Origin of the sequence: Staphylococcus schleiferi (genome assembly GCF_025558325.1) — a bacterium.
Lineage (GTDB): Bacteria > Bacillota > Bacilli > Staphylococcales > Staphylococcaceae > Staphylococcus > Staphylococcus schleiferi.
Map to the genome: position 1 here is coordinate 1,315,384 of NZ_CP094712.1, position 19,955 is coordinate 1,335,338.

25 protein-coding genes and 1 riboswitch are annotated in these 19,955 nt (G+C 34.6%); of the genes, 22 read left to right on the forward strand and 3 right to left on the reverse strand.

Annotated features, from left to right (window positions below; translation table 11 throughout):
- The first annotated feature begins 1 nt into the window (after position 1).
- The 12 genes from MUA40_RS06170 (at position 2) to gcvPB (ending at position 10,406) form a co-directional block, all read left to right on the forward strand.
- Entirely contained in the window at positions 2-208 is a 207-nt protein-coding gene (locus tag MUA40_RS06170; protein WP_016425177.1) for a YqgQ family protein, read from the forward strand.
- Positions 201-1,187 carry an ROK family glucokinase gene (locus MUA40_RS06175; protein ID WP_016425176.1) on the forward strand — a complete coding sequence of 329 codons (987 nt, stop codon included), beginning with the start codon at positions 201-203 and terminating at the stop codon, positions 1,185-1,187. The genes MUA40_RS06170 and MUA40_RS06175 overlap by 8 nt, the downstream gene beginning before the upstream one ends.
- The gene (locus MUA40_RS06180; protein ID WP_016425175.1) at positions 1,188-1,499 is read left to right on the forward strand and encodes an MTH1187 family thiamine-binding protein; all 312 of its coding nucleotides are present in this window, start codon (positions 1,188-1,190) and stop codon (positions 1,497-1,499) included.
- A gap of 15 nt (positions 1,500-1,514) precedes the next feature.
- Positions 1,515-2,138, forward strand: coding sequence for an MBL fold metallo-hydrolase (locus tag MUA40_RS06185; protein WP_016425174.1), 624 nt, complete (start codon positions 1,515-1,517; stop codon positions 2,136-2,138).
- 57 nt (positions 2,139-2,195) lie between these two features.
- On the forward strand, positions 2,196-3,170 hold the full coding sequence (gene comGA / locus MUA40_RS06190; RefSeq protein ID WP_194369115.1) for a competence type IV pilus ATPase ComGA: 975 nt from the start codon (positions 2,196-2,198) through the stop codon (positions 3,168-3,170).
- Positions 3,139-4,206, forward strand: coding sequence for a competence type IV pilus assembly protein ComGB (comGB, locus tag MUA40_RS06195; RefSeq protein ID WP_262569228.1), 1,068 nt, complete (start codon positions 3,139-3,141; stop codon positions 4,204-4,206). The genes comGA and comGB overlap by 32 nt, the downstream gene beginning before the upstream one ends.
- Positions 4,207-4,217: 11 nt before the next feature.
- Positions 4,218-4,541: a competence type IV pilus major pilin ComGC gene (comGC, locus tag MUA40_RS06200; RefSeq protein WP_016425170.1), complete on the forward strand. Its 324-nt coding sequence runs from the start codon at positions 4,218-4,220 to the stop codon at positions 4,539-4,541.
- Positions 4,516-4,962: a competence type IV pilus minor pilin ComGD gene (gene comGD / locus MUA40_RS06205; protein ID WP_016425169.1), complete on the forward strand. Its 447-nt coding sequence runs from the start codon at positions 4,516-4,518 to the stop codon at positions 4,960-4,962. Before comGC ends, comGD begins: the two co-directional genes overlap by 26 nt.
- A gap of 841 nt (positions 4,963-5,803) precedes the next feature.
- Positions 5,804-6,331, forward strand: coding sequence for a shikimate kinase (locus MUA40_RS06210; RefSeq protein WP_016425167.1), 528 nt, complete (start codon positions 5,804-5,806; stop codon positions 6,329-6,331).
- A riboswitch (glycine riboswitch) is annotated at positions 6,318-6,411 on the forward strand. (Overlaps the previous gene by 14 nt.)
- Before the next feature lie 79 nt (positions 6,412-6,490).
- Positions 6,491-7,582, forward strand: coding sequence for a glycine cleavage system aminomethyltransferase GcvT (gene gcvT / locus MUA40_RS06215; RefSeq protein WP_016425166.1), 1,092 nt, complete (start codon positions 6,491-6,493; stop codon positions 7,580-7,582).
- A 12-nt stretch (positions 7,583-7,594) separates the two neighbouring features.
- A complete protein-coding gene (gene gcvPA / locus MUA40_RS06220) occupies positions 7,595-8,944 on the forward strand; it encodes an aminomethyl-transferring glycine dehydrogenase subunit GcvPA (RefSeq protein WP_016425165.1) in 1,350 nt (449 codons plus the stop codon).
- Positions 8,934-10,406, forward strand: a complete 1,473-nt coding sequence (gcvPB, locus tag MUA40_RS06225) for an aminomethyl-transferring glycine dehydrogenase subunit GcvPB (protein WP_262569229.1) — start codon at positions 8,934-8,936, stop codon at positions 10,404-10,406. The genes gcvPA and gcvPB overlap by 11 nt, the downstream gene beginning before the upstream one ends.
- Positions 10,407-10,668: 262 nt before the next feature.
- Here gcvPB and MUA40_RS06230 read toward each other — a convergent pair whose 3' ends face one another.
- Complete coding sequence (locus MUA40_RS06230) at positions 10,669-11,001, reverse strand: rhodanese-like domain-containing protein (RefSeq protein WP_371317743.1); 333 nt, start codon at positions 10,999-11,001, stop codon at positions 10,669-10,671.
- A 196-nt stretch (positions 11,002-11,197) separates the two neighbouring features.
- Between MUA40_RS06230 and MUA40_RS06235 the strand changes: the two genes are divergently transcribed.
- Positions 11,198-12,028, forward strand: a complete 831-nt coding sequence (locus MUA40_RS06235; protein ID WP_016425162.1) for a lipoate--protein ligase family protein — start codon at positions 11,198-11,200, stop codon at positions 12,026-12,028.
- A gap of 83 nt (positions 12,029-12,111) precedes the next feature.
- Here the strand turns inward: MUA40_RS06235 and MUA40_RS06240 are convergent, their stop codons facing one another.
- Both MUA40_RS06240 and MUA40_RS06245 read right to left on the reverse strand, forming a co-directional pair.
- Complete coding sequence (locus MUA40_RS06240; RefSeq protein ID WP_037559273.1) at positions 12,112-12,327, reverse strand: SA1362 family protein; 216 nt, start codon at positions 12,325-12,327, stop codon at positions 12,112-12,114.
- Between the two features lie 25 nt (positions 12,328-12,352).
- The gene (locus MUA40_RS06245) at positions 12,353-12,958 is read right to left on the reverse strand and encodes a hypothetical protein (RefSeq protein WP_167732864.1); all 606 of its coding nucleotides are present in this window, start codon (positions 12,956-12,958) and stop codon (positions 12,353-12,355) included.
- A gap of 93 nt (positions 12,959-13,051) precedes the next feature.
- Here MUA40_RS06245 and MUA40_RS06250 point away from each other — a divergent pair, with 93 nt between their 5' ends.
- The 9 genes from MUA40_RS06250 (at position 13,052) to MUA40_RS06290 (ending at position 19,952) form a co-directional block, all read left to right on the forward strand.
- Positions 13,052-14,113, forward strand: a complete 1,062-nt coding sequence (locus tag MUA40_RS06250) for a M24 family metallopeptidase (RefSeq protein ID WP_016425159.1) — start codon at positions 13,052-13,054, stop codon at positions 14,111-14,113.
- A 27-nt stretch (positions 14,114-14,140) separates the two neighbouring features.
- The gene (efp, locus tag MUA40_RS06255; protein WP_016425158.1) at positions 14,141-14,698 is read left to right on the forward strand and encodes an elongation factor P; all 558 of its coding nucleotides are present in this window, start codon (positions 14,141-14,143) and stop codon (positions 14,696-14,698) included.
- A gap of 199 nt (positions 14,699-14,897) precedes the next feature.
- Positions 14,898-15,359 carry an acetyl-CoA carboxylase biotin carboxyl carrier protein gene (gene accB / locus MUA40_RS06260; protein ID WP_016425157.1) on the forward strand — a complete coding sequence of 154 codons (462 nt, stop codon included), beginning with the start codon at positions 14,898-14,900 and terminating at the stop codon, positions 15,357-15,359.
- Between the two features lies 1 nt (position 15,360).
- On the forward strand, positions 15,361-16,716 hold the full coding sequence (accC, locus tag MUA40_RS06265) for an acetyl-CoA carboxylase biotin carboxylase subunit (protein ID WP_167732863.1): 1,356 nt from the start codon (positions 15,361-15,363) through the stop codon (positions 16,714-16,716).
- Positions 16,717-16,736: 20 nt separating this feature from the next.
- A complete protein-coding gene (locus tag MUA40_RS06270; protein WP_016425155.1) occupies positions 16,737-17,102 on the forward strand; it encodes an Asp23/Gls24 family envelope stress response protein in 366 nt (121 codons plus the stop codon).
- A gap of 32 nt (positions 17,103-17,134) precedes the next feature.
- On the forward strand, positions 17,135-17,527 hold the full coding sequence (gene nusB / locus MUA40_RS06275; protein WP_016425154.1) for a transcription antitermination factor NusB: 393 nt from the start codon (positions 17,135-17,137) through the stop codon (positions 17,525-17,527).
- Between the two features lie 8 nt (positions 17,528-17,535).
- Complete coding sequence (gene xseA / locus MUA40_RS06280; protein WP_016425153.1) at positions 17,536-18,882, forward strand: exodeoxyribonuclease VII large subunit; 1,347 nt, start codon at positions 17,536-17,538, stop codon at positions 18,880-18,882.
- Positions 18,866-19,090: an exodeoxyribonuclease VII small subunit gene (locus tag MUA40_RS06285; RefSeq protein WP_016425152.1), complete on the forward strand. Its 225-nt coding sequence runs from the start codon at positions 18,866-18,868 to the stop codon at positions 19,088-19,090. Before xseA ends, MUA40_RS06285 begins: the two co-directional genes overlap by 17 nt.
- Positions 19,071-19,952 carry a polyprenyl synthetase family protein gene (locus MUA40_RS06290; protein WP_167732873.1) on the forward strand — a complete coding sequence of 294 codons (882 nt, stop codon included), beginning with the start codon at positions 19,071-19,073 and terminating at the stop codon, positions 19,950-19,952. Before MUA40_RS06285 ends, MUA40_RS06290 begins: the two co-directional genes overlap by 20 nt.
- Positions 19,953-19,955 lie beyond the last annotated feature (3 nt).

Here is a 19,955-nt window from a genome sequence, read left to right on the forward strand (position 1 = left end):
CATGCAGACACAACTTAATACATTTTATGATGTACTTCAATTACTTAAAAAATATGGTTTTATCATTTATTTTGATAATAAAGATGATATGCTTGAAATGATTGAACAAGAAATTCAGACGTTATATCGACACGAATTAATAACTAGAGAAGAATTTCTCCAATCTAAATTATTAATTAACCAAAGAAGGATGAACAGAGATGAGTAAACATTTGATTTTAGCAGCAGATATTGGTGGTACGACTTGTAAACTTGGGATTTTTAATGATAATCTAGAACAGCTTTCGAAATGGTCGATTGAAACCGATACGTCTGATCCTACTGGTCGTGTTTTATTACGACAAATATATGATGCTTTTGTAAACCAAATGGTTAAACATAATTTTGACATGAATGACGTTCTTGGATTAGGGATAGGCGTTCCCGGTCCAGTTATGTTTAAATCTGGGATTGTAAATGGTGCTGTCAACCTTAACTGGCCTGGCCGGGTCAATGTTTCAGAAATCATGCAAGAGTGGGTGTCATTCCCAGTCTATGTCGACAATGATGCCAATGTGGCAGCATTAGGAGAAAAACATAGTGGTGCGGGCAAAGATGCTGATGATGTTGTTGCGATAACATTAGGTACAGGACTTGGCGGCGGAATTATCTCAAACGGCGAGATTGTACATGGTCATAATGGTTCAGGTGCCGAACTCGGTCATATCAGAGTGGATCATGACCAACGCTTCCAGTGCAACTGTGGTAAATCGGGTTGTATCGAAACCGTTGCCTCAGCTACAGGTGTCGTTAATTTAGTCAATTTCTACTATCCTAAATTGACATTTAAATCATCAATTTTACAATTGATTAAAGATAATAAAGTCACTGCCAAAGCGGTTTTTGATGCTGCTAAAGCAGGTGATCAATTTTGTATTTTTATTACCGAACGTGTTGCACAATACATTGCTTATTTAGCTAGTATTATCAGCGTTACGACAAATCCGAAATATATTATTCTTGGTGGTGGTATGTCGGATGCAGGAGATATTTTAATTGAAAATATTAAGACAGAATATCATCATCTTGCATTTACACCTTCACAAGAGGGTACAGAAATTGTACGTGCGGAACTCGGCAATGACGCTGGTATTGTCGGTGCAGCGGGTTTAATTAAAACTTATATTATAGAAAAGGAGCGCGTTTAAATGGCTATAGTAGATGTCGTAGTAATCCCTGTTGGAACTGAAGGACCAAGTGTAAGTCAATATATCGCAGAAATCCAAACAAAATTAGAGGCATTCAAACAAGAAGGTAAAATCGATTATCAATTAACACCTATGAACACATTGATTGAAGGCGAGTTATCCGATTTATTTGAAGTTGTTCAAGCTATTCATGAACTACCATTCGATAAAGGCTTAGACCGTGTTTGCACTAATATTAGAATCGATGACCGTCGTGATAAAGATAGAAAAATGAACGATAAATTAGAATCAGTGAGAAAACATTTACAGTAAGTGAGAGGGATAAATATGAAAATTTCCTACCTGACTTTAGGGATCGTCAGCACAAATACGTATTTTATTGAAAATGATACAGAATTGATTTTAATCGACCCGTCATCAGAATCTAAAAAAATACTAAATCGTATACAGCAATCTCAAAAGCAATTGAAAGCAATTTTGCTCACACATGCACATTTTGATCATATTGCAGCACTAGATGATGTTTTAGAACAATATGACGTGCCAGTATATATGCATCCTGAAGAATTTGATTTTCTTTCTGAACCAGAAAAGAATGGCTCTGTCCAATTCCAAGCATATGGCTTACCAATCATCACGAGCCATGCACAGCCTACTGCGATCGAAGAGGGTCATCATCAAATTGGACAATTTCAATTTGATGCATTGCATACACCTGGGCATTCACCAGGAAGTCTGACATATGTTTTTGATGAATTTGCAGTTGTTGGAGATACTTTATTTAATAATGGTATTGGTAGAACGGATTTATACCGTGGTAACTATGAAACACTTGTTGATTCAATTCAAGATAAGATTTTTAATTTAGATGAAACGTTGCCATTATATCCAGGACATGGTCCATTCACAACTGTTGAAAATGAATATATGAATCCATATCTTCATGGCTAAAAATTTTAAAGTAATTTAATCACCTCTTACGTGTATAGATGTAAGAGGTGATTTTTTATGCAATTATTATTTGACCATGTCATCCAATATGCGATTCAAAGTGAAGCAAGTGATATTCATTTTATACCTTCACAATCACAAGTTGAGGTGAAATTAAGAGTTAAAGATCAGTTAATCATGTATGACACGTTGAATAAAGAAACCTATCAAAAATTACTCACGCTTTTAAAGTTTCAAGCTGGACTTGATATTACAACACGCCACAAAGCACAAAGCGGTAGATATATTTATGAGTATAAAAATTTATATTATCTACGCGTATCTACTTTGCCACTTAATTTAGGTACTGAAAGTTGTGTCATACGCATAACACCCCAATATTTCCAAACTTCAAATTTAGACTCAGTAATAGATATTAAAACAACAATGGAAAAAAAGCAGGGCCTCATATTATTTAGTGGTCCAACGGGTGCAGGTAAAAGTACGTTGATGTATCAAATGGTCGTTTATGCAAAGCAAAAATTAAATCTTAATATTATTACAATTGAGGATCCCGTCGAACAGCTTGTAAACGGTATTACACAAATTTCAGTAAATGAAAAAGCCGATATCACATATAGTTCTTCCTTGAAAGCCATTTTAAAATGTGATCCAGATGTTATTCTAATTGGTGAAATAAGAGATAAATATATTGCCAGAGACGTCATTCAAGCGAGTTTAAGTGGCCATTTAGTATTATCCACAATTCATGCGAATGACTGCTCTGGTGTATTATTAAGGCTGATAGAAATGGGACTGTCACAGCAAGACTTGTCACAATCTATTAATATGATTATTAATCAACGTTTAATTACAACTAAAAACGATAACCGACAACTTGTTTATGAAACAATGAATCAATCTGAAATTCAATTTTTCTTAAAAAATAATTTTAAATTACCTGCAGCATTTGAAAGCTTAGTAGATAAGTTGCATTCTTTAAACCAAGAAGGCGTGATCGATGAAAAAATATTACGAAAATATTCAACATAGAAAAACATTACGCCACATACGCTCAAATCATCTATTAATAATGGAACGCCTATCACAACTTTTAGTGCATGGTTTTACCTTCGCTGAAGCGATGAAGTTTATATATGACCAACTCCAAATCAAAAACACACGATTTCATTCAATATTGATTAACGCCTTGAATCAAGGTGCTACATGTTATGAAGTTTTCCGTATTTTAGGTTATCCCCAAACCGTCTTACTCCAATTATATTTCGCTGAAAAATATGGCTCTCTCCCAGAAACACTGCAATTATGCCACCAATTTTACAGTAAAAACAGAAAGCTAAAAAAACAATTTGTTAAAACAATACAATATCCTATTGTACTTATTTTTATTTTTTTCGCGCTAATCACGACTTTGAACCACACCGTTATGCCTCAATTTAATCAAATGTATGACAATATGCAGATAGAAGCCTCGTTTTTACAAAAAATCATAAAAGCTTTTATCCAAAACTTTTCACTTACTTCAATAGTCCTACTACTTTGTTTGATCGTAATTTTCTTTTTAGTTCGCCACTTTTTTAAGCAACTTACTATTCGTCAGCAAATCCATTGGATTAACCGCTTCCCATTCCTCAGAAAATACTACAAACTTTACAACACCTATAACATTACAAATCATTTCGTTTTATTTTTTAAAAATGGCATTACATTGAATGATATTGTCCAAATTTATATCCATCAACAGGAAAGTTTATTTCTCACATATATTGGTCGTACTTTGCAATATCAACTTCAAAATGGCGTTTCCTTTTCAACTATATTTACGCAACTCAATTGTTTTGAAAATCAGTTTATTCAATATATTCAACATGGTGAAATGCGAGACAAATTGGATGTCGAACTCCAAATGTATAGCATATTTTTACTTGACCATATTGAACATTTTTTACACCAACACATTAAATGGATTCAGCCCATTATGTTCACCTTAATTGGTTTACTTGTATTATGTGTTTATTTAGTCATGATGCTTCCCGTTTTTGAAATGATGCAAACAATAAAAGAATAGGAGATATTGATATGCTTAAAAATATAATGACAAAATTATTAGTAAAAAAAGGCTTTACACTCATAGAAATGCTACTCGTATTATTAATTATTAGTGTATTACTCATTTTAATCATTCCTAACATCGCTAAACAATCTGAGCACATTCAGAAGACAGGCTGTAGCGCTCAATTGAAAATGATAGATAGTCAAATCGAAGCTTATGCTTTGAAGTTCAATCACAAACCTGCAACGATTGATGATTTAGTTAGAGAAGGCTATATTAAAGAAAGTCAAAAACAATGTAAATCTGGAGAAACGATTTCTATCAATGCAGGCGAAGCGGTTGCGTCGTGATGGCTATACACTTGTAGAAATGTTAGTTGTATTATCAATTATCATTGTTTTTCTATCCATTGTGATGACACATCCAAAATTTGATTTTTCTCATCTACAATGTCAATATGAGATTAAAAAGCTTACAAGCGAGATTGACTTCTATCAATCACAGGCAATCAAACATCATCAATCCATATTGATGCTTTTTCGCAAACAATACAATGACATTAAAATTGTTACTTCATATCCCCAAACAACACGCTTGCTTAAATTAAATCCCCTTAAATTAAAAACGAGTTCTAATCTGCCATATCTAAAATTTGATGAAAAAGGGCAAATTTCAAAGTTTGGAACGTTATATTTTGAATATCAAGGTCAAACGATTGCTCTGATTTTTCATATTGAACAAGGGAGGTATCGTATCAAATATTTAAAATAAAAAAAGGTTACTTGTTAATAGAGGCGCTTTTTGCAATTTCTATCTTGGTTGTTTTAGCGAATCAAATGCTACCATTAAATCAACAAATGTTAACCACTTATCGGAATGAAGTCGAACAATTGGAGCTTAAACGAGCGCTATACCAAATTGTTAGAAAAAATATCCCTCATGAAAGGTTAAGAATAGCACATTATGAAGTCATTCCTCAGAAACAGCGTATTTGTATACAAAATTTACAGTCTCATCAAAAATATTGTTATATCAAAAAGGGGATTCACACTCATTGAAAGTTTGATAGCATTACTAGCGCAATGCTTAATCATAATGCTTATCCCATTTTTTATCATGACATTCAGCCAACATAAACACACACTTTTTGATGATAGAACTTATGATTTAGAAATGATGATTAAAGATATCTCCGATCATTTAAACCACACTGATATTAAAGATGTATTATTACTAAAAAAGGGAATTGAAATTCAAAACAAACAATCAAAAATTAATTATTATCTCCAAAATCAAAAAATCATTAAAACTGTGAATCATAGAGGAAATATTACGCTATGTAATGAGGTGATGAACGTAGTTTTCACAAAAGTTAGTAACAAATATATTTTAATGCGAATAAAGTACCGTGAAAGGAATGGTTTTCACGAAAAAGAAATTCTCTTCTAAGAAAGGGTTCACACTACCTTTACTTCTCGTTATATTTACTGCTTATTTTTCATTTAATGCTTTTTATTTAATGATTTATAGTCTAAAATTACAAACAATAGATGCTATTACTGATGATTATGAACATCACATTAGGCAAACAATAGAAAAAGGTGAGTAACGATTGAAGACAACTAGTAAAATGCCTATCGTATTAATAGGATTCATGGGCGCAGGTAAATCCACAATTGGCAAAATTTTATCACGTGAACTCAATTGCTCATTTACTGATTTAGACAGTTTGGTTGAAGCGCAATTGAATCAATCAATACCAGAAATTTTTGAGTTAGAAGGGGAAAAAGCATTTAGAAGATATGAATGTCAATATTTAAAACATGCACTAGAAAAATATGATATTATAGCCACAGGTGGCGGTATACTATCAGACGATCAAACATTCAATTTTCTAAAAAAACAGGAAATAACGGTTGTTTGGATAGATGCACCCTTCGAAATTTTATATGAACGCATTAAAAATGATGCGAATCGACCTAATGCAAACAAAAAAAGTTATGACGCCTTAAAAAGCTTGTATTATAGTCGTAATTCAAGATATAATGAAATCGCATTCATTAAGATTTCATCCAAAATATCATTGCGAGAAACACTTAATGAAATTAAAAACACAATATTTGCGAACGATCAATATTAGAGAGCATGGCATGGGCCATCGCCGAAGGAGCAAGTAACTTGGATTACGAATCTCTCAGGCAAAAGGATAATATTGTGACGCATTCCTGAAGGGATTTCAACAGGGGAGTAGTTCAACTACTCTTCTGTTTTTTTATTAAACAATTAGGAGGGTATTTTCATGTCTGAAGGTTTAAAACAAACCCCGTTATATCAACACTATGTTGATGCTAGTGCAAAAATTGTTGAATTCGGTGGTTGGGCAATGCCTGTTCAATTTTCAAGTATTAAAGAAGAGCATAATGCTGTTCGATCTAATGTGGGATTATTCGATGTCAGTCATATGGGGGAAATTATCATCGAAGGTCCTGATGCAGCAAAGTTAGTCCAGTATGTACTTTCAAATGATACAGAACAACTAACACTTTCAAAAGCACAATATACAGCATTGTGCAATGAACATGGTGGTGTAATTGATGATTTAGTTATTTATCAATTGGATACACAACGTTATTTACTTATTGTTAATGCTGCAAACGTAGAAAAAGACTATCAATGGATTGTTGATCATAGTCAAGATTTTGATGCTAAGGTTGAAAATGTGTCATCAAGTTACGGACAACTCGCTGTACAAGGTCCAAACGCACGTCAATTAATCCAAGCACAGGTTCAAGATGATATCAGCGACATGAAAATGTTTGAATTTAAAAAAGAGGTAGAATTATTTGATAAAAAAGTCATTTTATCTCAATCAGGGTACACAGGAGAAGATGGTTTCGAAATATATTGCGATAGTGCAGACGTAGTTGCCATATGGGAAAAACTCCTTTCTCTTGATGTGGTTCCTTGTGGTTTAGGTGCACGTGATACGTTACGTTTAGAAGCTGGCTTACCTCTGCATGGTCAAGACTTAAGTGAAATGATTACACCATACGAAGGGGGAATTGCATTTGCCGCTAAACCTCTCATTGAAGCCGATTTTATTGGAAAATCAGTACTCAAAGAACAAAAAGAAAATGGTGCACCAAGACGTACAATTGGCTTGCGAATGATTGAAAAAGGGATACCTCGAACAGGTTACACCATTTACAATTTAGAAGGCAAAGAAATAGGTGAAGTCACGTCTGGAACTCAGTCCCCTTCTACAGGACACTCAATTGGTATGGGAATTATTCAACGTGATGAATTTGAAATGGGAAAAGAAGTCATTATTCAAGTTAGAAAAAAACAAGTAAAAGCGCAAATTGTTAAAAAAAATCAAATTGAAAAATAGGGAGTGAATCGTGTGAGTCATCGTTATATTCCATTAACTGAACAAGATGAGAAGGACATGTTAGAAACGATTGGGGTAAATTCAATTCAAGATTTATATAGTGACGTTCCTGAAAACATCCTTCTAAACCGAGATTTAAATATCGAAGAGGCTGAACCAGAGACACAATTGCTAAAGCGATTAAATCGAATTGCAAATAAGAATACAACTAAAGAAACACATACAAGTTTCCTTGGTGCGGGTGTTTATGACCATTATGCACCTGCAGTGGTAGATGCCATGATTTCTAGATCAGAATTCTACACTGCTTATACACCTTATCAACCTGAAATTTCACAAGGTGAACTACAAGCTATATTTGAGTTTCAAACGATGATTTGTGAGTTAACAGGTATGGACGTAGCGAACTCATCGATGTACGACGGCATGACAAGCTTTGCTGAAGCGTGTTTGTTAGCTTGGGGGAAAACTAAAAAAAGTAAAATTGTGGTTTCAAAAGGTTTACACTATCAAGCATTACAAGTATTACACACATATTCTGCAATTCGTGAGCAATATGAAGTTGTGGAAGTCGATTTAGAAGGTACAATCACTGATTTAGAAAAACTTGAAGCAGCAATCGACGATGACACAGCAGCTGTTGCTGTTCAATATCCTAATTTCTATGGTTCAATAGAAGATTTAGAAGCCATTCAAGCGCTTATTAAAGACAAAAAAGCTTTATTTATTGTCTTTGCTAATCCACTTTCATTAGGTTTATTAACGCCACCGGGTGAATTTGGTGCAGATATCGTTGTTGGTGATACACAAGTGTTTGGAATCCCTTCTCAATTCGGCGGACCTCACTGTGGATATTTTGCGACAACGAAGCAATTAATGAGAAAGATACCTGGACGTTTAGTAGGTCAAACACAAGATGATGATGGTAACCGCGGTTTTGTTTTAACATTACAGGCACGCGAACAACATATTCGACGTGAAACAGCTACATCTAACATTTGTTCAAATCAAGCTTTAAATGCACTCGCATCTTCAATTGCGATGTCCGCTTTAGGTAAACAAGGAATCTATGACATAGCTGAACAAAATATTGAAAATGCCAATTATGCTAAAGCTCAGTTTAAAAACAATGGTTTTAAAGTCAATGAAGACACTTCTTTTAATGAATTTGTCGTTGAATTCAATAAACCTATCGAAGAAGTAAACGCATTATTACTTGAAGAAGGTATTATTGGTGGCTTCGACTTAAGTGTCGTTGATCCTCAATACAAAAACCATATGCTTGTCGCTGTAACGGAACTAAGAACAAAAGCTGAAATTGATACATTTGTTAAGAAAGCGGGTGAATTAAATGGTAAGTAAATCTAGTCCATTAATATTTGAACGTTCAAAAGAAGGGCGCTTTGCCTATGCATTACCTAAAAAAGAGATAAACGAGAATGTCGCGGAAAAGTTATTAGATTCAAAATTCATTCGTAAAAATAAGGCTGAATTTCCAGAAGTATCAGAATTAGATCTTGTTCGTCATTATACAGAACTATCTCATAAAAACTTCGGTGTAGATACAGGCTTTTATCCATTAGGTTCTTGTACAATGAAATACAATCCTAAAGTAAATGAAAAAGCCGCACGCATTCCTGGCTTTGCTGAATCACACCCGCTTCAAGATGTGAATCAAGTTCAAGGTTCATTAGAAATTATTTACAGCTTGCAAGAAGAGCTTAAAGAAATTACTGGCATGGATGAAATTTCTTTACAACCCGCAGCGGGTGCACATGGTGAGTGGACTGCTTTAATGATTTTCAAAGCCTATCATTTACAAAATGGTGATACACAGCGTGATGAAGTTATTGTTCCTGACTCTGCGCACGGTACAAACCCAGCTTCAGCCGTATTTGCTGGTTTTAAAGCAGTCACTGTGAAATCTAATGAAAAAGGTGAAGTCGATATTGATCACCTAAAAGAGTTAGTCAGTGAAAAAACTGCAGCTATCATGTTAACCAACCCTAATACATTAGGAATATTTGAAACTAATATTATGGAGATTCGAGACATCGTTCACGAAGCAGGCGGATTGCTTTATTACGACGGCGCTAATTTAAACGCTATTATGGACAAAGTTAGACCAGGTGATATGGGCTTTGACGCTGTACATCTTAATTTACACAAAACATTTACTGGCCCACATGGCGGTGGTGGACCGGGTTCAGGCCCAATTGGTGTTAAAAAGTCCCTTAGAGAATATTTGCCAAAACCACTAGTTGTTAAAAATGGCGATCGTTTTGAATACGATAATGACATCCAACATTCGATTGGTCGTGTTAAACCGTTTTATGGTAATTTTGGTATCTATTTACGTGCATACACGTATATTCGCTCAATGGGTTACCAAGGTTTGAGAGAAGTGTCAGAAGCAGCTGTGCTTAATGCAAATTACATGAAAGCGAGACTTAAAGATACTTTTGTCATTCCATTTGATCAATATTGTAAGCATGAATTTGTACTAAGCGGTACAAAACAGAAAAAATTGGGTGTGCGTACATTAGATATGGCTAAACGACTCTTAGATTTTGGTGTTCATCCACCTACTGTTTATTTCCCTCTGATTGTTGATGAAGGTATGATGATAGAGCCAACTGAAACAGAATCTAAAGAAACGTTAGATTATTTCTGTGACGCTTTAATTCAAATTGCTAAAGAAGCAGAAGAAGATCCTGATAAGGTTTTAGAAGCGCCACATACAACGATAATCGATCGATTAGATGAAACAACAGCAGCACGTAAGCCTATATTAAAATTTGAAAATTTAAAAGAAGAAAAATAAAATGATCACCCTAGTACGTGCAAAGCAGCACATGCTAGGGTTCTTTTGATTGAATATAATGATTTATTAACTGTAATAGGATACGAAGCATACACAGTTTGACTCGCAATCGAACTGAGTTTAAGAGGCGATTAAAGTAACAGTAACATTTAAACACACTGGTATATAGCACAGCTCATAAGGAGTGTGAGCTCAACCTAACTGAGCATTAAAATAAAGCTAGAGCACCCATCGTCAAGTTGGAGCATTCTAGCTTTAAAAATTACTTTTTAGACTTAATTTTGCCAGTCCACTTTTTGTAACCGCCTTTTAGCATATATAAGTCTTTATATCCTTTTTTCTTTAACGTTCTTGCCGCACGATAACTTGCGATACCATTGGCATCAACCAAATAAATCGGTTGGTCTTTTCGTAAACCTTGATAGCGTTGACGGAACATGGTCATAGGTATGTTTCTTGCACCATTAATGTGACCATAGTCATAATCTGCTTTTTCACGAAGGTCAATGACTTGTGCTTTTCGAATGCCTTGTTGAAAAGCTTCTTGATCCAATTCTGTAACAGATTTTTTATTAATCAAATAATTAATTACCATCCAAATAATGACGGCAGCCAACACAATCAAAACAATCCATGTTATGTTACTCATCTTGCATCCTCCCTAAAATACCGATATTATTATTATAAGACTGATAGACTGATTTATCAAAATTTTTATATTGTGACATATGTTAGTATTTTTATATAATCACTACATATGCCAAAGTCGTTCATAGGAGGCTTTAAGTCAAATGACAGAAACTTGGCATTTTATTAATACAGGGAGCCATGACCCATATTATAATATGGCATTAGACGAAGCATTATTAAACTTTGTCTCAAGAGGGGAAATCGATCCCGTCATCAGATTTTACACGTGGAACCCACCGACATTGTCGATTGGTTATTTCCAACGTTTATCAAAAGAAATCGATATCAACAAAGTAAAAGAAAAAGGTTACGGTCTTGTAAGACGACAAACTGGAGGTAGAGGTGTCTTACATGATAAAGAGTTAACATATAGTGTGATTGTTCCTGAGTCTCATCCAGATATGCCTAAAACGGTAACTGAAGCGTACCGTGTCATTTCTGAAGGTTTATTGGAAGGCTTCAAGTCACTTGGTTTTGATGCTTATTTTGCAGTACCTCGCTCTAAAGAGGAACGTGAGAAACTTAAACAACCACGAAGTTCGGTATGTTTCGATGCGCCAAGCTGGTATGAACTTGTTGTCGAAGGAAAAAAAATCGCCGGAAGTGCGCAAACACGTCAAAAAGGCGTTATCTTACAACACGGTTCAATACTACAAGATGTCGACATCGATGATCTATTTGATATGTTTATTTTTAAAAATGATCGATTAAAAGCCAAAATGAAGGAAGCTTTTGTAGAAAAAGCGGTCGCAATTAATGATTTGTCTAATAGTCATGTATCATTAACCGAAATGGAAGTAGCTTTTAAAGAAGGCTTTAAAAAAGCTTTAGATTTGGAATATCAACCGCTTGAATTGACCGAGGCTCAACAAGAAGAAGTAAAAGCGTTGGAAGAAAAATATCGCTCGGAAGCATTTTTATACAGAAAATAAAATTAATGAAAAAAAGCATGACACATGATAATTACTGTGCCATGCTTTTTATTGTTCTTAGTTAGTATTTCTCGCTTAAAGGATTATCTGCGGCGTCGGTAACGATTTTTCCACACTCTCAATTTATAGTTTCTTTGATCGGGCGTTAAAAAGAAAAAGAAATAAATCAAATAAATCACAGCAATCATCACAATAAGCATGATAATTGATTTAAATATTCCAAATAAAACAAGATCTAAATTCAACACTAACCCGATTATCGCAATAATAATTACGATACCAAATAGGATTTTTTGCAAAGCGCTCATCTCTATTTACACCTCTTTAATTTTGTTTCAAATTATCATTCTTTACTTGAATGTTTGTCAAATTTTGACGTCCTCTTTGAATAGAAGTCAAATCTTTTTTAGCATAACCTTTTTTAATTTCAGTTAAGGCTGTTTTGATATCTTTTTGTACTTTCAACACTTGTTTATGTTGTTTTTTTACATTATCATCTTTTTTTACAATCGATAAATCATTCACGCTCTCTTTGTATTGATCAATTGCATCATCATGCGCTTCAATAACACTATCAAGTTGATCCATAACATCTTGATCCTTTTTATTCTTCATAATTTGACTATCAATCGCCTGATAGTCATTAATTGTTTTTGTTACTGAGCCATAGTATTTTGAAGATATTTGTAAGTAATCTGCAATTTTTTTGTTTGTTTTAGCTTGTCCAGTATTTTCTGAGTCTTTTTTCAACGCATCTAATTGCTTTTGTTTTTTATGATTCTCATTTTTAAGTTCTTGATTTTCTAATTTCAAATCATGATTTTTGTCACTCAAATCCGTACTTTTTTCTTCAAGGGGCAATAAATTTTGACTTCCACACCCCGTTAGTAGCACCGTTAGCCCTAAACTCGCAAACATTCTTTTTTTCATAATAAACTCCTAAACATTAATAGTTTTTCATTATACTTGTTTTTATTTTAAGGTATCATATAGTTAAGTACAAATATCAAGGAGGAAAATATCATGAAAAATAGAATAAATAAAGTAAGAAGTCTATTACAAGAAAAACATATAGATGGCCTAGTTGTTCTCACAGATTTTAATAGACGTTATTTATCTGGCTTTACTGGAACAAGCGGTGGCTTATTAATTACAGCAGATCAAGCCCGTTTAATTACGGATTTTCGCTATATCGATCAAGCAACTGAACAAGCACCATTATTTGAAATTGTTAAACAAGAAAGTGATCTTTATTCTAGTGTAATCACACAAATTCAAGAATTAAACCTTCAAAATATAGGTTTTGAAGGGCACCTTGTTTCTTATGATGCCTTTTTAAAATTAAACCAAGGACGTCACGATTTAATATCAATAGGCGATGAAATTGAAAAAATTCGTCGCGTAAAAGATACGGACGAAATTAAATTGATTCAAAAAGCAGCGGATATCGTAGACCAAGCTTACGAACATATTCTAACTGTGGCAAAACCAGGGATGACAGAAAAAGAATTAAAAGCGCATTTGGAAAGTAAAATGTTACATCTAGGTGCAGACGACACATCATTTGATACTATCGTTGCTTCTGGTAAAAGAGGCGCACTCCCACACGGTGTCGCATCAGATAAAGTCATCGAATCTGGAGATATGGTTACTTTAGATTTTGGAGCTTACTACCAAGGCTATAGTTCTGATATTACGAGAACATTTGCAGTGGGACAACCTTCTGATGAAATGATCAAAATTTATAACATCGTATTAAAAAGTCAAGAAGCTGCAATTCAGGCGATTAAAGCAGGCATGACTGGTAAAGAAATCGACTCAATCGCGCGTCAAGTGATTTCTGATGCAGGCTACGGTGACAATTTTGGTCATTCATTAGGTCATGGTATTGGATTAGATGTACATGAGCAACCAGCGCTTTCTCAAAAATCTGATACCGTTCTTGAAATCAATCATTGTGTTACGATTGAACCGGGTATATATGTAAATGGTCTTGGTGGTGTTCGTATTGAAGATGACATTTTAATTACAGAAAATGGCGGTCAATGCTTTACTAATTGTCGAAAAGACCTTATTATTTTATAAGAAGAGTGAATCTGAGGAGGAAACTGAATGATTTCTGTAAATGATTTTAAAACAGGTTTAACCATTTCTGTCGATAACGGCATTTGGAAAGTTTTAGAATTCCAACATGTTAAACCTGGTAAAGGGTCTGCTTTTGTGAGATCAAAATTACGTAATTTAAGAACAGGTGCAATTCAAGAAAAGACATTCCGTGCAGGTGAAAAAGTAGAGCCTGCTATGATTGAAAACCGTCGTATGCAATATTTATATGCTGATGGCGACAACCATGTATTTATGGACAATGAAACATTTGAACAAACAGAACTTACAACACAATATTTAGAACATGAATTAAAGTTTTTAGTTGCTAACATGGATGTTCAAATTCAAACATATGAAGGCGAAACAATTGGCGTAGAACTTCCAAAAACTGTTGAACTACGCGTAACTGAAACAGAACCGGGTATCAAAGGTGATACTGCGACAGGCGCTACAAAATCAGCTACTGTTGAAACGGGTTATTCATTAAACGTACCACTATTCGTTAACGAAGGCGACGTTTTAGTAATTAATACAACAGATGGAAGTTACGTTTCACGCGCGTAATTGTATTCATCGTTCAATATCGAACATATACCTAATTAAAAAGGGGCTTGCATCATGTTTTATACATCTGATGCAAGTCTTTTTTTGATTTGATGTTTTTCGATATGACAACACATGAATTACGACTTTTCTTGAATTGCCCCTTTCACTCAAGTAAAATAGTAAGGTAGAAATAATCAATCATAAGGGAGTAACCAAAATGAATTTTAAAGAGATTAAAGAATTAATCGATATTCTAGATCACTCTAACTTAACTGAAATTAATATAGAAGATAAAGGGACTATCGTTAATCTAAAAAAAGAAAAAGAAATTGTCACTCAACAAATTGCACCGACGCAACCTGTTGGAGCTCCTAATACATTTACTGAACAAGTATCATCAACACCTGATCAGGATATGAACCAAGCACCTTCAAGTGATGATCAACTTCAAACAATCAATGCACCAATGGTTGGTACATTCTATAAATCACCTTCACCAGAAGAAAGCGCATATGTTCAAGTTGGAGATCAAGTCTCTAATGACACGACTGTCTGCATTCTTGAAGCGATGAAATTGTTTAACGAAATTCAAGCTGAAGTCTCAGGAGAAATCGTTGAAATTCTCGTTGAAGACGGACAAATGGTTGAGTATGGCCAAGCCTTATTCAAGGTGAAGTAATATGAAAAAAATATTAATTGCAAACCGTGGTGAGATTGCAGTACGAATTATTCGTGCGTGCCACGAATTGGGTATCCAAACAGTAGCGATATATTCGGAAGGCGATAAAGATGCATTACATACTCAACTAGCTGACGAAGCCTACTGTGTAGGACCTAAGCAATCAAAAGATTCATATTTGAATATACCGAACATATTATCAATAGCGACATCAACTGGCTGTGATGCAATTCATCCAGGCTATGGCTTTTTAGCAGAAAATGGGGATTTTGCTGAATTGTGTGAAGCGGTTCAACTTAAGTTTATTGGGCCAAGTTATGAATCTATTCAAAAAATGGGGATTAAAGATATCGCCAAAGAAGAGATGAAGCGCGCAAATGTACCTGTCGTACCCGGTAGTGAAGGCTTAGTTAATACAATAGAAGATGCAATTCAAACTGCAGATAAAATTGGATATCCTGTTATTATTAAAGCCACAGCCGGTGGTGGCGGTAAAGGGATACGTATTGCACGCGATGAAGATGAATTGATAAATGGCTATAAAATGACACAACAAGAAGCTGAAACTGCATTTGGTAATGGTGGTCTTTACTTAGAAAAATTTATTGAGAACTTCAGACATATTGAAATACAAGTTATTGGGGATGAATATGGCAATGTGATTCATTTAGGAGAACGTGATTGTACCATTCAACGACGCATGCAGAAGCTAGTCGAAGAATCACCATCTCCAATTTTAACTGAAGAAAAAAGAAAAGAAATGGGCGATGCTGCAATTAGGGCAGCAAAAGCCGTTAATTATTTTAATGCGGGTACCATTGAGTTTATTTACGATTTGGATGAGAACCAGTTTTATTTTATGGAAATGAATACGAGAATCCAAGTTGAGCATCCTGTTACAGAAATGGTAACGGGTGTTGATCTAGTGAAGCTACAGATTAAAGTTGCGATGGGTGAGCAACTCCCTTATAAACAAGAAGATATCAAAATCAATGGGCATGCGATTGAGTTCCGTATCAATGCAGAAAATCCTTATAAAAACTTTATGCCTTCACCGGGTAAAATCGAACAATATTTGACACCAGGTGGGTTTGGCGTTCGTATCGACTCTGCTTGTTATACAAACTATTTAATACCTCCGTACTATGACTCAATGGTTGCGAAACTTATCGTACATCAACCTACTAGAGCAGAAGCCATTATGTCTGGTTTACGTGCTTTGAACGAATTTGTAGTTTTAGGTATTGACACAACAATTCCATTCCATATCCGATTATTAAACCATCCTGTTTTTAATGAAGGTTTCTTTAGCACGAAGTTTTTAGAGATATACGATATTATGAATAACGAAGATTAATTTGAATGGAGGTATTTCATATGGTTAAACCAATTGAAAATTTCAACCCAAATCTAGGTACAGTCGAAATCGTTCCCGAGGTCATTTCTTTAATTGCTAGTATTGCTGTTTCAGAAGTAAAAGGGGTACATGGTGTTTTTTCAGACTTGAAAAATTCCACATTAGAACGTTTTGGGCGCAAAAATTTAAACAAAGGTATCAAAATTGACACGAAAGACAATGAAATTTTTATCGATGTCTATTGTTCATTACAATATGGCGTTAAAGTGTCAGAAACAGCATTGAAAGTTCAAGAATCCATTCATAGTGCTATTCATACAATGACTGCACTTTCACCACAACAAATTAATGTTCATATTACACATATAGAAATGGCTAAAAAATAGTCACTAATTTTTTAAGAACGGAGCGTAATAAATTGAGTAGAAAACAAGCGAGAAGTCAAGCTTTCCAAACATTATTTCAACTAGAAATGAAAGATTCAGAACTAACAATCGATGAAGCCATCAGCTTTATTAAAGATGACTATCCAGATTTAGATTTTGACTTCATTAAATGGCTTGTTTCTGGTGTCAAAGACCATCAAAATGTGTTAGATGAAAAGATCAGCCCACATTTAAATGGTTGGACAATTCCACGTTTATTAAAATCAGACCGCATCATTTTGAGAATGGCGACATTTGAAATTGATCATAGTGACACACCAGAAAAAGTTATTATTAACGAGGCTGTTGAATTGGCTAAACAATTTAGTGATGACGACAATTATAAATTTATCAATGGCGTATTAAGTCATATCAAAAGAAATTGAGTGATAACATGGAAAAATATTTAACAATTTCTGCGTTAACAAAATACATTAAATTCAAATTTGATCAAGATCCACATTTACAATCTGTTCTAATCAAAGGAGAGCTTTCGAATTTCAAAAGACATAGTAGTGGCCATCTTTATTTTGCTGTTAAAGATGCAGATAGCGTTGTTGCCGCTATGATGTTCAAAGCCCAAGCGGCGCATTTGGATTTTGAACCTAAAGAAGGCGATCAAGTCCTCATTGAAGCACGTGTCTCTGTTTATGAACGTCGTGGTAATTACCAAATCTATGTAAACAAAATGCAACTAGACGGTGTGGGTAACTTATATCAAAAATTCGAACAGTTAAAACTTAAGCTCACAAAAGAAGGCTATTTTGATCAATCACATAAAAAATTAGTGCCAAAATATCCTAAAAAAATTGTCATATTAACCGCAAGCACTGGTGCTGCAATTCGTGATATTCAAAACACACTCAATAGTCGTTATCCTTTGGCAGAACAGATTAAAATCAGTACCCTTGTACAAGGAAGTCAGGCTAAAAATGATATCATCGAAAAATTACAATATGCAGATCGCTTAGATGTGGATGTCATCATTTTAGGCCGTGGCGGTGGCTCTATAGAGGATTTATGGAATTTTAATGAAGAAGAAGTGGTTAAAGCTATTTTTTCATGCCAAACGCCTGTCATTTCTGCTGTAGGTCATGAAACAGATACCACGTTAAGCGATTATGTGGCAGATATACGGGCTGCTACACCGACTCAAGCAGCTATGTTAGCTACACCTGATCAAAAAGAACTTTTGCAGATATTGGCAAAAAGTCGTCATTACTTAAATCGTTTTATAAAACAATATTTAAAACAAGCAACACAGCAATTGAATCAATATCAATCTTATTATAAATTTAAGCAACCATCGCTTTTGTACGATCAACAAACACAAAAGCGCGACGACTTAGACCGAATGCTTCACCAGTCTATGCAATATCGTTTTCAATATGAAAAACAGCGCCTTCATATCATTCAGCAACGTATTCGCATTAAGTATTTTTATGATTACATTCAGCGCCAAAAACAGCAATCTTTAGACTTTAAAAATGCTTTGAATAAGCAGATGCAACGTGTGATCACACAAAAGAAACAGCAGTTTGAACAAAAGTTGCTGACGCTTGATAATTTAAGCCCAACGAAAACAATGTTAAGAGGATACTCGATTGTGATGAAAGATGATAATGTCGTCACAAGTAGCCATGATATTCATGAAGGGGACAATATTGAAGTCACAATGAAAGACGGGAAGCTAGATGCAACAATTAAAAAGGTAAGGTGGAATAATGACAACAGAAAATAATTCATTTGAAGAAATGATGCAAGAGCTCGAATCAATTGTGAATCAGTTAGATAATGATACGATTTCCTTAGAAAAATCATTAGAATTGTATCAAAAAGGAATAGCACTATCAAAGTCATGTGAAACAACTTTAAAAAATGCAGAAAAGAAAGTTTCACAACTTATGGATGAAGAGGCAGATGAAAGTGATGAACCAAAATCTGAATAACTTATTAGACCAATTTAACGAAGTATTGCATCGTTCAATTAACGATACAAGTCTGAAAACACGTTTAGAAGAAAGCATGCGTTATTCATTGGAAGCGGGAGGAAAGCGTATTAGACCCTTACTCTTGCTAGCAACCCTTCAAATGTTAAATCCAAAACAATTAAAAAGTGGATTTAGTGTCGCCTTAGGGCTTGAAATGGTTCATACATATTCGTTAATACACGATGACTTACCAGCTATGGACGATGATGACTTAAGACGTGGTAAACCGACAAATCATACGGTTTATGGTGAATGGCTCGCAATACTTGCAGGTGATGCACTGCTTACCAAGGCATTTGAAATGATAACGGGTGATGAAGACATTAGTGCAGAAAAAAAGGTGAAATTGATCCAATCCCTTAGTAAAGCAAGTGGCCATATGGGAATGGTGGGTGGCCAAGTTTTAGATATGCAAAGTGAAAATCAGGCGATTGACCTTAAGCAATTAGAACAAATTCATTCTCATAAAACGGGGGCACTTATTGAATTTGCGATTGAAGCAGCAACAATTATCGCACAACCCCCAGTTGAAGTAACACAACAACTCATTCAGTTTTCCAAACATCTCGGCGTCATATTTCAAATTAAAGACGACCTTTTGGATGTTTATGGCGATGCAGACCAGTTAGGTAAACCTGTAGGTAGTGATGAAGCCAACCATAAAAGCACGTATGTTTCTTTACTAGGTCAAGCTGAGGCTGAAGCACAACTTCAAAACCATATTCAAAGTGCGGAAGCACTGTTAAATCAGTTGTCTACAAACTATAACACAACCGATTTAATGCAATTATTAACGCTTTTTTATCAGCGACAGAATTAATTT